This is a genomic window from Faecalicatena orotica (assembly GCF_905197545.1).
GTDB lineage: Bacteria > Bacillota > Clostridia > Lachnospirales > Lachnospiraceae > Faecalicatena_A > Faecalicatena_A orotica.
Map to the genome: position 1 here is coordinate 240,104 of NZ_CAJJZH010000002.1, position 16,540 is coordinate 256,643.

Consider the following 16,540-nt stretch of genomic DNA (forward strand, 5'->3'; position numbering starts at 1 on the left):
TCGCTAAGTGTAAATAGTATACCATAAAAGTTAGTTTCAGGTAACCCTTAAAAGGCAGTTACGGAGTAATTGACTAAGTAACAACCTTTAAATCGGTCAAAATAATTTAATATCGGTCATAATCGTGCAAAATATACAAAAAAGAAGTAAAATATTTGTGAATTAATTTGATTGAATTTGAATGAATATGGTTATATAATAAAATCATCAAAAGAACAGGAGGGAATGAGATGATATATACGGTAACCTTTAACCCGTCGCTCGACTATATTGTCTCCGTGGAAGACTTCAGGCTGGGCCTGACGAACCGGACCAGCTCGGAACTGATTCTTCCAGGGGGCAAGGGCATTAATGTATCCACCGTGCTTGGCAATCTGGGAATTGAAAGCACGGCGCTTGGATTTGTGGCCGGGTTTACGGGGGCAGAGATATGCAAGGAGACAGAAGCAGCCGGGATCAGGTCGGATTTTATACAGATAGAAGAGGGGATTTCAAGGATTAACCTGAAGCTGAAGTCCATCGACGGAACAGAGATCAACGGACAGGGCCCGGACATCAGTGAGGAAAAGGTCAGTATGCTGATGGAGAAGCTGGATGCTCTGGAAGCGGAGGATGTACTGGTCCTTGCCGGGAGTATTCCTGCTTCTATGCCGGATGACATTTATCAGAAGATTATGGAAAGGCTGAGAGGCAGGGGAGTAAGGATCGTCGTAGATGCCACGAAGGACCTCCTGCTGAATGTGCTGGATTACCAGCCCTTCCTGATCAAGCCAAATAACCATGAGCTGGGAGAGATATTCGGCGTGAATTTAAGTACAAGGGATGAGGTCATTCCTTATGGCAGGAAGATGCAGGAAAAGGGGGCGCGCAATGTTCTGATCTCAATGGCAGGCGAGGGCGCGGTCCTGGTCGTGGAGGACGGGCAGGTTTATACCTCGCCTGCCCCGAAAGGCACCCTGGTCAACGGTGTGGGAGCCGGAGACTCTATGGTGGCCGGATTCCTGGCTGGCTGGCTGAAGCAAAGAGACTATGAATATGCCTTCCATATGGGAATAGCCGCGGGAAGCGCCAGCGCTTTTTCCGAATACCTGGCAACCAGAAGTGAGATTGAAGCCGTATACAAGACATTGATGTGAGAATGAAAGGAAATGAGTATGAGAATAACAGACTTACTGGATAAAAGGAGTATTTCCCTGGACGGGGCGCCAAAGAGCAAGAAGGAAGCACTCGACCAGATGGTAGAGCTGATGAATAAGAGCGGTAAGATCAATGATATTGACGCATACCGCGAACAGGTTTACGCAAGGGAAGAAGAGAGCACTACCGGAATCGGAGAAGGAATTGCCATCCCCCACGGGAAATGTGATGCAGTTACGAAGCCGGGACTGGCGGCTATGGTTGTAAAGGAGGGCGTGGACTTCGATTCTCTGGATGGTGGTCCGGTCACGCTGATCTTCCTGATTGCGGCGCCGAATACGAAGGATAATGTACATCTGGATGTATTGAGCAAGCTTTCTGTTTTGATGATGGATGAGGAGTTTTCGAATTCACTGAGAAATGCCCGGACTGTGGATGAATTCTTAGAGATCATCAATAAGGCGGATGAGGAGAAGAGTGATATTGATGAACGTCTCGCAGATACCGGCTCCGCTGATGATGCACAGGTAAAGATTCTTGCTGTGACGTCCTGCCCGACCGGGATCGCCCATACTTATATGGCAGCAGAGGGGATCGAGAAGGCAGCGAAAGCGAAGAACTGCTTTGTAAAGATTGAGACCAGGGGCTCCGGTGGCGCGAAAAATGTGCTCACGGTCAAAGAAATAGCGGATGCAGACTGCATCATAGTAGCTGCTGACGCGCAGGTTCCGATGGACCGGTTTGACGGGAAAAAAGTTATCGCGTGTCAGGTATCGGACGGGATCAGCAAAGCAGACCAGCTTGTGGAGCGTGCGATATCCGGGGATGTGCCTGTTTACCACGCAGCATCCGGCGCGGCGGTACAGGCCGACAACGCAAAGAGCGGGGGCAGTATAGGCCATACGATCTATACGCAGTTGATGAACGGTGTTTCGCATATGCTGCCGTTCGTAGTAGGAGGCGGTATCCTGATTGCCATTGCATTCCTGATAGATGGTTTGAGTGTAGATATCAATGCACTTCCGGCGGACCAGAGGGCAAATTTTGGTTCCATCACACAGGCTGCGGCTTTGTTTAAAGGGATCGGGGACACGGCATTTGGGTTCATGCTTCCGGTACTGGCAGGATTTATCGCAATGGCGATCGGCGACAGGCCGGCGCTGGCAGTCGGGTTTGTGGGTGGTATGCTTGCAGCCGGCGGAAAATCCGGCTTCCTCGGTGCATTAGTAGCAGGTTTTGCGGCAGGCTATCTGATTGTCGGACTCCGCAAGCTCTGTGACAAGCTGCCGGATGCCCTGGAGAAGATTGCACCTGTCCTTATTTACCCGGTTGTTGGGATTCTGGTCATGGGACTGGCGATGAACTTTGTTGTAGAGCCAATCATGGGTGGTATTAATACGGGGCTCAACGGAGCGCTGAACCATATGGGTGGTTCCAGTAAAGTAGTGCTCGGCCTGATTCTGGGCGGCATGATGGCGATCGATATGGGCGGCCCATTCAATAAAGCTGCGTATGTGTTCGGAACTGCTTCCATTGCAGCAGGGAATTATGATATAATGGCAGCAGTAATGGTCGGCGGTATGACACCACCGTGTGCGATTGCCCTTGCAACACTGCTGTTTAAGAACAAGTTTACAAAGGAAGAACGCCAGACAGGGCCGACTAACTTTATCATGGGTCTGGCATTCATCACCGAGGGAGCGATCCCGTTTGCAGCATCCGATCCGCTCCATGTACTTCCTGCCTGTATCATAGGCTCTGGCGCAGCGGGCGCGTTATCCATGCTGTTCAACTGTACACTGATGGCGCCGCACGGTGGAATCTTTGTATTCCCGGTTGTGGGAAATGCATTGATGTATCTGCTGGCACTTGTAGTCGGAACGGTGATTTCAGCAGTACTGCTGGGTGTATTTAAGACGAAAAAAGCTTAAACAGTTACCGTAAGGATGGGGAAGGAGAGAAGAAGGTCATGTTGACGGAACAAAGATATGAACTGATATTGAAATTGCTGGAGGAGAAAAAGAGTATCACAGTCACAGAGGTAAAAGACCTGATTCACACTTCCGAATCAACCGTCCGGAGGGACATAACAGCACTGCACCAGGCGGGCAGGCTTGTAAAAGTTTTCGGCGGCGCCATCGCGGCAGACCACACCTTAATGACCACCGAACCAACCGTGGCACAGAAGGTGGAGGTACAGAAAGATGAGAAGCAGAAGATTGCAAAGTATGCGGCTTCCCTGATCCAGCCGGAAGACTTTGTCTATCTGGATGCGGGGACCACGACAGGGCGTATGCTGGATTATCTGGCAAAGTCAGAGGCCTCCTTCGTGACCAATGCCGTCGTCCATGCACAGACACTGGCCGCTGCAGGACTGCGGGTATTCCTTGTAGGCGGGGAACTGAAGGCTTCTACAGAGGCCGTGGTCGGGAATCAGGCGCTGCTCACACTGGAAAGCTATCATTTTACAAAAGGATTCTTCGGGACAAACGGGATCAGCAGAAATGCCGGATTTACGACGCCGGATGCCAACGAAGCCCTGATAAAAAAGACCGCGATGCAGCAGTGCCGGGACAGGTACGTGCTGGGGGATTCCTCCAAATTCGGGAAAGTCAGCGCTGTTACTTTTGCAGATTTCCAGGCCGCGCAGATACTTACAGATAACAGAGTGGAAGGCTATGGGGACTGCGAAAATATAAGGATAGTATTATAATTTAAAAAATAAAAACCGTATCTTGCAGAGGATTATGAGCATACCATTAATCATCTCTAAAGATACGGTTTTTAACATTTCAATTATTTCTTAAACATATCCTGAATCTCGATCACGTTTGATCTCCCGTTTGAATCGGAAAGCTGTACGCTTACAGACGCTTTGGGAGCTTTCCTGCTTGCTTCGGCTTCTTCAGAGGTGGCAAAGAGCCTCTCCTCGGGAAGTTTCATCGCACCACAGGAACCAATCAGCTGTACGATATAGGTCGTACCCTGCTTGCTGACGACTTTCACCTGCGTAGGGTGTGGATTATCCTCCATAATATAACATGTATCACCACGTTTAAATGGCATAGTATCACCTGCTTTCTATGTTATATACATACCGGCCCGGTCAGGGGACGGATAAATCATACACTTTTCTTTATTATACAATACTATTTGACATAACGTCAATGCGGGCGGCAGCTGTAGTGAACATTTCGTTATCCAGACTGTCCTCATTTAATAGGAAATCATAATCCAAAAGCTGTACCCCGTCCAGATTGATTTTACAGCTTCTGATAAAAATTTTTACGAGTAATCTATCTTTGTGAATTATGTCTAAAAAACGCAGTTCATTCTTGTCTGCATTTTACAAAATTAATTGTTATTGCCGGAAATGCTTGATTTTTACAGAGGGATTATATATAATGACAACGTAGGACAAAGGAAGTGAAAAAGACTATGAAAAAGGCAACAATTATTGATGTAGCTGAGGCAAGCGGGGTTTCGATCAAAACAGTTTCCAGAGTGATGAATAATAACCCTCATGTCAGTGAAGAGACAAAAGAAAAAGTTTATGCTGCCATGAAAAAGACAGGATATCAGGTTAATATGCTGGCTAAAGGACTTAAGGGGAACAGGACCAACATCATCGTAGTCTTTGCAGACCGACATCATGAAGAACATCTCAGCATATGGCATAACATTATATTAAAATATTTGTTCCAGTATGCAAAGCAGAAGAATATGAAGGTTGTCCTCTCACCGTCTAACAGTGAACGATTTGAGGAGGATGAGACAGACGGATTTTATCTCATCTCCAGTGGACTGGCTGACGGTGCAATACTTTTGGAGAACATCCTAAATGACCCCAGGGTTGAATACTTTGAGAAGCATAATATACCATATGTACTTTTCGGAGAATCAGAGAATCAGGATGTTCCATCAGTCAGCCTGGATAATTTCGATGTAGGCTATAACGGCGGGAAGTACCTGATTGAGCAGGGATACCGCAAGATCGCATTGTTTATAGGTGAAAAGAAGTTTTTGTCCACACAGCTGCGTATCGAAGGGTTTGAAAGAATCATGCAAAGCATGGATGCCGAATATCACATATTTGACGGACTTGACACGGTGGAGAAGGCTTACCATAAGTCGAAAGAAGTGTTGGAAACTTATGATATAGAGGCGTTCTTTGTATCTGGTGACGAACGTGCATTGGGCGTTTATCGCGGAATCTACGAAAAAGGACTGGAGATTCCGGGAGATGTGGCGGTTCTTGGGATTGATAACATTCCTCTGGGAGAGTTCTATTATCCGCCTATTTCTACAGTGGCACAGGATTTTGACATCCTTGCAAAGTGCTGTATGGATTATGTTGTAGAAGAGATTGAGAATGGGAAAGATTCTAATAAAAAGAAGAGGTTCAAGTTCCCGACGAAAATTATAGAAAGAAAATCTACCTGATAAGTAGATTTTTTTACCAAAATTTGACAACGTTGTCATATAAATGCTTATGGAAGCCTTTAGAATGGGAAAACGTTGGAAAAATACAGAGAACAGGAGAAATCAATGGAAGTAATTGAGAGACGGCTGAAGTTTATATATGGTACAGAGGAAAAGGCTGCCAGTGCAAAGCAGAAAATTGAAAAACAATTGGAAAAATATGAAAAAACCGGGTTAAAGGCACGAAAGTTATCACAGGCGGATACGATGCTGATTACATATGGCGATTCTATCGTGAATGGGGATGCCCCGGCATTGGAAGTCCTGAGTGAATTTCTGGATGCCTATGTAAAAGATGCAGTAGGCAATGTACATCTTCTGCCTATGTATCCTTACACATCAGATGATGGTTTTTCAGTGGTGGATTATAAAGAGATTAATCCGTCATTGGGAAACTGGGGGCATATTGGAATGCTGGCGAAGCGATACGGGTTAATGTTTGATGCAGTAATCAACCATATTTCTAAAAGCAGTGATTGGTTCCAAAAATATCTGGAGTGTGAACAGCCATACACAGACTACTTTATTACCTGCGATCCAGATGCCGACTACAGTAAGGTGACAAGGCCAAGGGCACTGCCGCTTCTGACAGCGTTTCAGACGGCAGAAGGAACAAAGTTTGTATGGACAACGTTCAGTGAGGACCAGATTGACCTGAATTTTAACAGTCCTGACGTTCTGGCGGAGGTTCTGGATCTTCTGGTAATGTACGGAAGGATGGGGGCAAAGTTCATCCGGCTGGATGCGATTGGTTTTATGTGGAAAGAGGCGGGGACAACATGTATGCATCTTCCGCAGACACATGAATTAATCAAGCTTATGAAGGATGTCCTGAGCGTATATTCCCCGGGAACCAAGCTGATTACAGAAACAAATGTACCCCACAAAGATAATATCAGCTATTTGGGGGACGGAAAAGATGAGGCTGATCTGGTGTATCAATTTCCGCTGCCTCCACTTGTTATGTACTCTCTCCTGACAGGGGATGCTTCCATACTAAGTCAATGGATGGCAGGGCTTGAGCTGCCGGGGGAGGATGTTACATTTTTTAACTTCCTGAGTTCTCATGATGGAATCGGAGTCAGACCCACGGAGGGGATTTTGGACGATGCACAAAGAGAATTTCTAGTGAAAGCAACGCTGGAACACGGCGGAAGGGTTTCCTATAAAGATAACGGGGATGGGACAAAAAGTCCATATGAATTAAATATCAATTATCAGGATGCACTGGCAGGTCCGGAAGATTCCGATGAAACAAGGATAGGGCGATTTCTGGCAGCAGAGACGATTTTATTGTCTATGCAGGGTGTCCCGGGGATTTATATACACAGTCTTTTAGGCTCCAGAAATGATTACTATGGAATGACAGTTTCCGGCATACCAAGGCGCATTAACCGGGAACAGCTGGATTACGGTTTTCTGAAAGAGCAGCTGGATGGAGATACAAACAGAAGCAGAATATTCAAAGAAATGATCAGGAGGCTGAATATCCGGAAGCAGGAGAAGGCGTTTGCACCTCAGGCTGTGCAGGAAGTGCTAAATGTTGACGGCAGAGTGCTTGCTGTCAGGAGGATTGCGAAAGAGGCGGGTGAAAGTATTGAGGCATTCATCAATGTATCCGGTGAAACGGTGCCCATCGGGCGGTACGGGCTTTCAGGCACCAACCTTCTGAATGGAGAGGAAATAAAAGATAAGATAGTACTTGGGCCATACGAAGCGGCCTGGATAAAAAAACAGTAGATTGTTGCAAAGGGGAAGGACTCTTTGACACAAATAAAAAACAATTTATTAAGAAAAGGAGAAGAAGATTATGAAAAAGAAAGTATTAAGCGTGCTGTTAATTACAGCAATGGCAGCTACTCTTGCAGCAGGATGCGCAGGGAAAGAAAAAGATACTGAGGGCGGCTCTGATAAGGGAGGCACTGTCAAGATACAGTTCATGCATCAGCAGGTAGAGCAGGAGAGACAGGATGTGGTACAGGAGCTGATAGATGGATTCGAGTCAGAGAATGAGGGGATAACAGTAGAATCTATTCCTGTGAACGAGGATGATTATGACTCTAAAATCGTAGCTCTTGGAGGAAGCGGGGAGCTTCCGGCGATTATTGAATACAGCCAGGACCAGGCGAAGACAAGTGTTGCGAACCAGTTTACCAGCTTAGATGCTGTTCAGGCAGTTGTGGATGAAGTTGGAGAAGATGCATTCTATGAAGGCGCGCTTGAAGTAACGAAGACAGAAGACGGAAGCGGCTATGTAGGTGTTCCGCTGTGCAGCTGGGTACAGGGAATCTGGGTGAACACTGCAATGCTGCAGGAAAAAGGATTTGATGTTCCTGAGAACTGGGATGATGTTCTTGAAATTGCAAAGGCATTCAATGACCCGGCTAATAAAAAATATGGTATTGCAATGCCGACATCTGAATCTGCGTTTACAGAGCAGGTATTCTCCCAGTTTGCGCTTTCAAACGGGGCCAATGTATTTGACAGTGACAAAAATGTTACCGTGAATACACCGGAGATGAAAGAGGCAGTGGAATATTATAAAGAGCTTGCGTCTTACTCTATGCCGGGATCTACAGAGGTTGCTGACGTAAAAGATGCTTTCGTAGGAAAGAATGCGCCGATGGCGATGTATTCCACTTACATTTTAGGTGCAGTGAATGAAGCCGGGTTTGCAGGTGATTTAGCACTTGTTCTGCCGAACCAGAAGGAACAGGTTGCATATGGAACAATTACCGTGCTTGGCATTGCAGAAGGTATGGATGAGGCACAGACAGATGCAGCTAAAAAATTTGTAAGCTACTTGTTGGAAAAAGATAATAACATTACGTGGCTGAATATGGCACCTGGCGGAATACAGCCGGTATTGAAGGCGGTCAGCGGAGACCCGGCTTTCACGGACATGGATGAGCGTAAGGTATACGAGAACCTGAATGATGATATTGCAGTAGCAGTTGAGAACCTGCAGCTTTTTGGAACAGTCGGCGGCAAGAACTTTACAGAAATGGGTGATGTCACCAACACTGGCGCTATCAGTAAGCTGATTAATAACGTTGTTGTACAGAATGCAGATGTGGACAAAGAACTTGAGACAGCACAGTCAGCAGTGGAAGGCCTGATAAAGTAGGAAGGCAGCTGCTTATTGGATCTGAGAGCACATTAACCTATAAGGACCGGCCAGCGAGGCGGCCGGTCCCGATTAAAAGAGAGAAAGGGGAAAGGAATGAAGCCGAAGAACAGAAAACTGGGTGGAAGTGATACGCGGTTTGCATATGCACTTTTAGCTCCCAGCCTGATTTTATTAGCGCTTTTAATTGGCTATCCGATGATTTATAACATCTTAATCAGTTTTCAGGATGTGCCGGTAAATCCCAAAATGGCCTCTGAGTTTGTAGGCCTTAGTAATTACATAGCGGTATTCCAGGACAAAGGGTTCTATCACTCCGTGTTCATCACCCTGGTATTTACTGTTCTGGTTACGGTAATCAGTACTGCGTTTGGTCTGGCGATTGCAGTTTTTATGAACAGGGATTTTGTCGGGAAAAAAATGGTGAATTCGATTATTATCCTGTCTTATGTTGTACCGGCAGTGTGTCTTATCTTTGCATGGCGGTATATGTTCAATAATATTTATGGAATCATCAACTATATTATTGTGGATGTCCTGCATCTTGCAAAAGAGGTTCCGCTTTGGTTTGACCAGCCGGCCAGTGCGTTTATATTAGTTACAATCTTTGCTATATGGAAATTTTTCCCGTATGCCTACATGTCATTTGTTGCAATTCTCCAGTCTATAGACAAGAGTCTGTACGAGGCGGCGGATATGGATGGGGCAAATAGCTGGCAGAAATTTATGACCGTTACTTATCCGGCTATAAAGCCAACCCTTGTTACGGTTGTGAGCCTGCGTACTATATGGGTATTCTACATTTACACAGAGGTTTACCTGCTGACGAAACAGGTCGATGTACTTGGCGTTTACCTGTATGACATGGCATTTGCGACACATGACTTTGGAAAGGCGGCAGCAATTTCCATCATACTGTTTGTTGTGATATTCAGTCTGGTTATGCTGATTAGAAAGAAGGTGCTGAGAGTTGAAGAAGATGAATAAAAAAACAGGGAAATTAGTATTTTTTTATGTAAGGGTTGTCCTGCTGGTATTGGTTCTGCTCTTCCCCTTTATTATCATGCTCAGCGTATCTTTGAAGGCGACATCGGAAGCAATCGCATTTCCCCCGACGATTATACCGAAGGCATGGACATTCCAGCATTTTATAGACATATTTAACCCGAAAATCTTTCCATTTATTAAATATTTTGGCAACAGCCTTTATATTGCCCTGACTGTTTCCGTTGTTGCAGTATTCCTTGGTATTCTGGGCGGATATGCACTTTCCAAACTAAAGTTCAAAGGGAAAAAGGGTATCAGCGAGATGTTTTTCCTCGTCTATATGTTCTCCGGAATCCTTCTGATTGTACCGTTATTCCGCATGCTGTCAGCAGTAGGGCTGAAAAACAGCAGGGAGGCAGTCATCATCTGTATGATTATACAGACACTGCCCACGGCGATTTATATGACAAGAAGTTATTTCGATACGATTCCCAAGGAACTGGAAGAAGCAGGAAGGGTAGACGGATTAAGTAAGATGGGGATTATTTTCAGGATTGTTGTTCCATTGTCCATATCGGGATTGATTTCCGTATTTGTATATGCATTTATGATTGCATGGAATGATGTACTGTTTGCTTCTATTTTCATAGATTCTCCGGATATGATGACGATTCCGATTGGCCTGAACTCGTTGTTTAATACACCGGACTATGTATGGGGCAGAATGATGGCGGCTTCACTGATTACATCATTACCTGTAATCATTATGTATGGATTTAGCCAGCGGCTCATTAAGAGCGGCAGCACAGACGGCGGCGTAAAAGGATAGACGACAGGAAAGGAAGGATTGGATAAAGATGAAAAAATTAGTAGCAGTTGCACCGAGGGAAGCGGCGTTAAAGGAATATGAAGACAGGGAAATATTAAGCAATGAAGTAAAAGTACAGGTGGAATTTGCGGCGCCAAAGCATGGCACGGAGCTTGCGGATTTCAGGGGTACCACTCCTTTTATTGACGGAAAATTTGATGAAGAATGGCGTGTGTTTGCCAAACGGGATGAAGAGGAACCGAGGGGGATTGAATTTGGAGACCTTCCTCTTGGAAATATGTTTGTCGGAACCATTACGGAAAAAGGGGCAGACGTTACGGAATATGAGATCGGAGACAGGGTATGTTCTTATGGACCGATTAAGGAGACACAGATTGTAAATGCAGTAGACAACTATAAATTGCGCAAAATGAGCAAAGATGCATCTGCTAAAAATGCAGTATGCTACGATCCGGCACAGTTCGCTTTAAGTGGAATCCGTGATGGAGGAGTACGCCCGGGAGACCGTGTAGTAGTCATTGGACTGGGTGCAATCGGACAGATAGCCCTCCAGTTTGCAGTAAAGATTGGTGCTGTAACAGTCATCGGAATTGACCCTATTGCAAAAAGGCGGGAAATTGCTGAGAAACATGGTGCCCATTATACGTTGGATTCCACTGCCTGTGATGCAGGGATGGAGATTAAAAGGCTGACAGGGAAGATGGGAGCCGATGTGATCATTGAAACAAGCGGGAATGTCCATGCGCTGCAGTCTTCTTTGAAGGGGCTTGGCTATAATGGGACTATCGCATATGTTGCATTTGCAAAGCCATTTCCGGCAGGACTGTGGCTTGGACAGGAAGCCCATTTTAATTATGGGAAGATTATCTTCTCCCGTGCATGCAGTGAGCCGAATCCGGAATATCCGAGATGGGACAGGCACCGCATTGAGGATGTGTGCTGGGAACTGCTGATGAACGGGTATCTGGACTGTGAGGATATTATTTATCCAGTGGTCCCATTCGAAGAGTGTGCGGAAGGTTTTTGTAATTATGTAGACCAGCATCCGGAAGAGAGTATCAAATTGGGAATCGATTTCATGGGGAGGGATTAAAATGCGTTTAGGAACTCAGGACAAAGACTTCTTTCCGCAGGATTTAGTGGAAAAGTTTAAATTTGTGAAAGCAATGGGATTTGAATGTTTTGAAATTGACGGAAAAGTGTTAACCGATCATGTTGATATGGTAAAAAAGGCGATTGAAGAGTCAGGACTGCCTGTATCGAGTGCGTGTGGCGGATATAGGGGATGGATTGGCGATTTTATTGAGGAGCGCAGAGAAAATGGCGTGGAAGACCTGAAGGAAATCATACGTGCGCTGAAAGAGGTAGGCGGAAAGGGTGTCGTAGTGCCTGCCGCATGGGGGATGTTTACATTCCGCCTTCCGCCTATGACACCACCGCGAAGCCATGAAGGAGATGTGAAAGCAATTCTGGCATCTTTAAAAGAACTGGATGCTGTGGCAGAGGAAAACGGCATATATCTGTATCTGGAACCACTCAACCGCTATCAGGACCATATGCTCAATACGCTTCAGGATGCAATGGATATCATAGAGATGGGACAGTTTAAGATGGTGAAAATCACCGCCGACTTCTATCACATGGCGATAGAAGAAGACGATATCTCAGAGTCGCTGATGAAGTTCCGGGATGCAGTCGGGCATGTCCACATTGCTGAAAACCACAGGTATCAGCCGGGTACAGGTTCCATTGACTGGAAACGCCATATACAGACATTGAAGGATATTGGATATGAAGGCGATGTTGTGAATGAAGGACGGATCCGCGGTGAGAATCCTCTGGAGGTTTATCAGAAGTCCGTTGATTTCATGAAACAGTTTTTGTAGGGACGGCAAAAGAAAATGCCCCGCAGCCCGTAACGCAGGCAGGTTAGATGCTTAGTGGCGTGCTGCGGGGCTTTGGAATATGAGGAGGTTGTAAGATGAAACGATTGAGAATGGCTGTCATTGGCGCCGGACAGATAGCCAAAGTGACCCATCTTCCGAACTTTAGAGAGATGGATCAGGCAGAAGTAGTCGGTATATGCGATGTGAATCTGGATGCCGCAAAAGCACTTGCAGAGCAGTTTGGAATACAGAATTTTTATCAGGACCATAAGAAGATGCTTTCAGAATTAAAGCCGGATGCAGTTACGATATGTGTGCCAAATAAGTTCCACTGCCGGATGACCCTGGATGCCTTGGAATGCGGCTGCCATGTACTCTGCGAAAAACCTCCGGCAATAACGGTCCGGGAGGCTTGGCAGATGGAAGAGGAAGCCCGAAAGAGGAATCTGGTCCTGTCCTATGGTTTTCATTTCCGTCACAGTGAACATGTGGCATTGATGAAGGAGAAGGTGCGTAATGGGGAATTCGGTACGATTTACCATGCGAAAGCGCAGTGGCATAGAAGAAGGGGAATTCCCGGCTGGGGAAATTTTACGAATAAAGAAATGCAGGGCGGCGGGCCATTGATTGATATTGGTGCACATATGCTGGATGCGGCATTATACCTGTTGGAATACCCGGAAATCACCTATGTCTGCGCCACGTCCAGTGACAGGATCGGCAAAATGGGCGGCTGTTCTCTGATGGGGAGCTGGAACCCAGACTGCTTTCAGGTAGAGGATGGCGTATTCGGGTTCCTTAGATTTGAGAATGGAACAAGCCTTTTGATTGAGACGTCTTTCGCCATCAACCAGAAGGAAAAAGACTTGAGGAATATTACGCTGTATGGAGAGAAACTTGGCGCAAGCCTTTTTCCTCTGGAGGTTTATGGGGAGAAGGATGGACAGCTCACAGACAGTACATACCCGTTCATGGAAATGAGGGACTGGCATATGGACAGTGACAAAAATTTTGTAAATGCCTGTCTGGGGCAGGAAGAACTTCTGGTGACAGCCGCACAGGGGACCTATGTCCAGAAAGTGATTGAGGCTCTATACAAGTCAGCAGACAGCGGAAGGCCGGTGATAATGGAATGATTTATTATGATATAGAAAAAAAGGAAGATGGAATCTGGCTCGCGCAGCGGGAATATCAACCACGGTTCCACTTGAAAACAGAATCTGTGTTTGCACAGTGCAATGGCTACTTTGGTGTAAGGGGGGCAGGGGGACTTCCATCACTGAATGGGAAAAGGGGGATGTTCGTTGCTGGTTTGTTTAACTGTGCCTACGAGGACGAAGTGACTGAACTGGTAAACTGTCCTGATGTAACTGAATTCAGACTGATTTTGGATGGGGAAGAGATATGCCCTGACCGTACAATGATAAAGGGGTACGAGCGGAAATTCAATATATATACAGGAGAATTAGTGATATCAGTCAGTTTCGAATTAAAGTCAGGTACAGAAATTGAAGTCGTTGAGCGGCGTTTTGCATCTATGGAAAACAGACATCTGTTTGTACAGAGCATTAGGATCTCTGTCTGCCGCGGTGCAGGCACCAGTGGAAAGCTGATTAGCGGCATTGACGGACAGCAGACGAACAGCGGTGTTTCACATTTCCAGAAGATTAACTGCAGGGTATATGACCGGAAAATAATGCAGATGAAAGGATATCTGACGGAGGATACATTAAGCATTCTGGCGGAGAGTTCTTGTGAATGCGGGACCCCTGTCTTTACACTGAAAAGACGCAGTGTGGAAGCATCATACGATGTTACAGTACCGGAAGGCGGAAGCTGGGAGTTTGAAAAATATGTTTATATCCATAAGCAGGAAGATATGGCAGAGCTGGACAGACAGAAAGAGATACTAAAGGATTGTATTTCCAAGGGATATGCTTCGGTAATTTCGGCCCATAAAGAGAAGATGTCTAAGCTTTGGCAGCAGGCTGCAATCAGGATAAAAGGGGCTACTCTGGAGGAAGAGGCATCTATCGCATTTGCTCAATATCATTTGATTGGTATGATGCCCTGGGGCAGTTCTTCAAGCAGTATTGCTGCAAAAGGGCTGACGGGAGAAGGATACAAAGGACATGTTTTTTGGGATACTGAGATTTTTGTACTTCCCTTTTTCTTATATAATTTTCCAGAAGCGGCAAGACAACTTTTAGAGTTCAGGTATAAAGGACTGGATGGTGCAAGGGAGAAGGCTGCGGCTTATGGCTATGAAGGTGCCATGTACCCCTGGGAGGCGGCGGTCAGCGGAAAGGAAGAGACACCTTTGTACGCTGCACTGAATATTTATACAGGCAAAGCCAATAAGGTTTGGTCAGGGATAAAAGAGCACCATGTGACGGCAGATATCGTCTATGCTGTCTGGCAATACTACAGCATGACAGGTGACGACAGGTTCATGGAAAAGTTTGGGTATGAAATCATATTTGAGGCAGCGTCTTTCTGGGTATCACGAGCAGAATGGGACGAGGTTAGGAAGGCTTATGTTATACGGGATATCATCGGACCGGATGAATATACAGAGCATATTGATAACAATGCTTATAGCAATTATATGGCGAGATACTGCGTATCGTTAGCCGCATCGCTGGCAGGAAAGGCAGAAAAAGTGACCCCTGGCCTTTACCATAGGCTCAAGGTAGGGAAAAGGAGAAAATCATGGGAGGAATTCTCAGAGAAGATTTATCTTCCGGAACCTAATGAACAGCAGATAATTCCTCAGGATGACACATTCCTTACAAAAAAATGTCTTACAGATATCGAAAAGTATAAAGAATCAGAAGTGAAACAGGCAGTGCTGCAGGACTATTCGAGAGATGAAATTGTAGATATGCAGGTGCTCAAACAGGCTGACACGGTAATGCTTCTAAATCTGTTTCCTCAGATGTTTTCTCCGGAAGTTGTCCGGAAGAATGTATTATATTATGAGTCGAGGACCATACACGATTCATCCCTAAGCTACTGTGCCCATGCTCAGGCATGTGCGGCAATAGGGGCGATGGATCTGGCATGGAAGTTTTTTGAGAAATGTATGGTGATTGATCTGGACGGGAATCCGAATGATACGACAGACGGAATTCATGCGGCTTCGCTTGGGGGGATCTGGACCTGCATTGTATTTGGATTTGCAGGGGTAAACTATGAAGGGGAAGTTCTGCACCTTACGCCCCGGCTTCCTGAACATTGGGAGGAAATACATTTTCACATAAAAGTGAGGGGGAAGGATATTGAACTAACTCTGAGCAATACGAAGGTCTGCTTAAAGGACACAGGGGCCGGGAGAACGCCGCCGCCAAAAGAAAGCCCCCTTAAGGTAGCGGTTGGAGGAGAAGTATATGAACTGAAAGATTCCCTTCAAGTATTTATAATAGAAAGAAAAGAAGGAAAGAGTGCATGAAAGCAATCATTTTTGATTTGGACGGTGTTGTAGTAGATACTGCAAAATACCATTATCTGGCGTGGCGGAAGCTGGCAGAAGAACTGGGATTTGCATTTGAAGAGGAACATAATGAGAGGCTGAAGGGCGTAAGCAGGATGCGCTCGCTGGAAATTGTTCTGGAAGTCGGCGGGCTGGCAGGGATGAGTGAGGTACAAAAACAGGAACTGGCGGAACGAAAAAATGGTTATTATCTGAATATGATTTCAGGTATTGACCAGTCAGAGATTCTTCCCGGTATCTCTCAATTTATAAGCAGGCAAAAAAGGGCCGGCTATAAGATTGCGCTGGGGTCTGCAAGCAAAAGTGGGCGGATGATATTAGAAAAACTAGGACTTGCGGACCAATTTGACGCGATTGTTGACGGGAATCTGGCAGAACGTGCAAAACCTGACCCGCAGGTATTTATAAAGGCGGCCGAACTGCTTGGTGTCCCATGCAGCGAATGTATTGTAATAGAAGACGCGGCCGCCGGAATTGATGCGGCATTAGCAGGCGGGATGAAATGTATCGGGGTCGGCGACAAAGCTATTTTAGGAAAAGCGGATATTGTTGTTCCCGATACGGAAGCATTGTCAGGCATAGAAATGTTATAGCCGGGG

14 protein-coding genes are annotated in these 16,540 nt (G+C 45.9%); 13 read left to right on the top strand and 1 reads right to left on the bottom strand.

Annotation, left to right across the window (positions count from 1 at the left end; all coding sequences use genetic code 11):
• The first annotated feature begins 230 nt into the window (after positions 1–230).
• The 3 genes from pfkB to ABIN22_RS04725 are packed head-to-tail and all read left to right on the top strand — an operon-like array spanning position 231 to position 3,850.
• Positions 231–1,136 (top strand): 1-phosphofructokinase, encoded by a 906-nt coding sequence (gene pfkB / locus ABIN22_RS04715; protein ID WP_346906959.1) that lies wholly within the window; start codon positions 231–233, stop codon positions 1,134–1,136.
• An 18-nt stretch (positions 1,137–1,154) separates the two neighbouring features.
• The gene (locus ABIN22_RS04720) at positions 1,155–3,068 is read left to right on the top strand and encodes a PTS fructose transporter subunit IIABC (protein ID WP_346906961.1); all 1,914 of its coding nucleotides are present in this window, start codon (positions 1,155–1,157) and stop codon (positions 3,066–3,068) included.
• Between the two features lie 38 nt (positions 3,069–3,106).
• Entirely contained in the window at positions 3,107–3,850 is a 744-nt protein-coding gene (locus ABIN22_RS04725; RefSeq protein ID WP_118619997.1) for a DeoR/GlpR family DNA-binding transcription regulator, read from the top strand.
• Positions 3,851–3,933: 83 nt separating this feature from the next.
• Here the strand turns inward: ABIN22_RS04725 and ABIN22_RS04730 are convergent, their stop codons facing one another.
• Positions 3,934–4,203, bottom strand: a complete 270-nt coding sequence (locus ABIN22_RS04730; RefSeq protein WP_109729942.1) for a hypothetical protein — start codon at positions 4,201–4,203, stop codon at positions 3,934–3,936.
• Between the two features lie 372 nt (positions 4,204–4,575).
• Here ABIN22_RS04730 and ABIN22_RS04735 point away from each other — a divergent pair, with 372 nt between their 5' ends.
• The 10 genes from ABIN22_RS04735 to pgmB all read left to right on the top strand — a co-directional run bounded on the left by ABIN22_RS04735 (position 4,576) and on the right by pgmB (position 16,534).
• Entirely contained in the window at positions 4,576–5,580 is a 1,005-nt protein-coding gene (locus ABIN22_RS04735) for a LacI family DNA-binding transcriptional regulator (RefSeq protein ID WP_109729943.1), read from the top strand.
• A gap of 105 nt (positions 5,581–5,685) precedes the next feature.
• A complete protein-coding gene (locus ABIN22_RS04740; RefSeq protein WP_346906964.1) occupies positions 5,686–7,359 on the top strand; it encodes a sugar phosphorylase in 1,674 nt (557 codons plus the stop codon).
• Positions 7,360–7,429: 70 nt separating this feature from the next.
• The gene (locus ABIN22_RS04745) at positions 7,430–8,746 is read left to right on the top strand and encodes an ABC transporter substrate-binding protein (protein WP_346906966.1); all 1,317 of its coding nucleotides are present in this window, start codon (positions 7,430–7,432) and stop codon (positions 8,744–8,746) included.
• Positions 8,747–8,842: 96 nt separating this feature from the next.
• Complete coding sequence (locus ABIN22_RS04750; RefSeq protein ID WP_109729946.1) at positions 8,843–9,733, top strand: carbohydrate ABC transporter permease; 891 nt, start codon at positions 8,843–8,845, stop codon at positions 9,731–9,733.
• Positions 9,726–10,562 carry a carbohydrate ABC transporter permease gene (locus tag ABIN22_RS04755; RefSeq protein WP_181368577.1) on the top strand — a complete coding sequence of 279 codons (837 nt, stop codon included), beginning with the start codon at positions 9,726–9,728 and terminating at the stop codon, positions 10,560–10,562. Before ABIN22_RS04750 ends, ABIN22_RS04755 begins: the two co-directional genes overlap by 8 nt.
• 28 nt (positions 10,563–10,590) lie before the next feature.
• Positions 10,591–11,655, top strand: a complete 1,065-nt coding sequence (locus tag ABIN22_RS04760; RefSeq protein WP_109729948.1) for a zinc-dependent alcohol dehydrogenase — start codon at positions 10,591–10,593, stop codon at positions 11,653–11,655.
• A 1-nt stretch (position 11,656) separates the two neighbouring features.
• On the top strand, positions 11,657–12,448 hold the full coding sequence (locus tag ABIN22_RS04765) for a sugar phosphate isomerase/epimerase family protein (protein ID WP_109729949.1): 792 nt from the start codon (positions 11,657–11,659) through the stop codon (positions 12,446–12,448).
• Between the two features lie 95 nt (positions 12,449–12,543).
• Entirely contained in the window at positions 12,544–13,584 is a 1,041-nt protein-coding gene (locus ABIN22_RS04770) for a Gfo/Idh/MocA family protein (RefSeq protein ID WP_346906969.1), read from the top strand.
• On the top strand, positions 13,581–15,899 hold the full coding sequence (locus ABIN22_RS04775; RefSeq protein ID WP_346906971.1) for a glycoside hydrolase family 65 protein: 2,319 nt from the start codon (positions 13,581–13,583) through the stop codon (positions 15,897–15,899). The genes ABIN22_RS04770 and ABIN22_RS04775 overlap by 4 nt, the downstream gene beginning before the upstream one ends.
• Positions 15,896–16,534 carry a beta-phosphoglucomutase gene (pgmB, locus tag ABIN22_RS04780; RefSeq protein ID WP_346906973.1) on the top strand — a complete coding sequence of 213 codons (639 nt, stop codon included), beginning with the start codon at positions 15,896–15,898 and terminating at the stop codon, positions 16,532–16,534. The genes ABIN22_RS04775 and pgmB overlap by 4 nt, the downstream gene beginning before the upstream one ends.
• Positions 16,535–16,540: the final 6 nt, after the last annotated feature.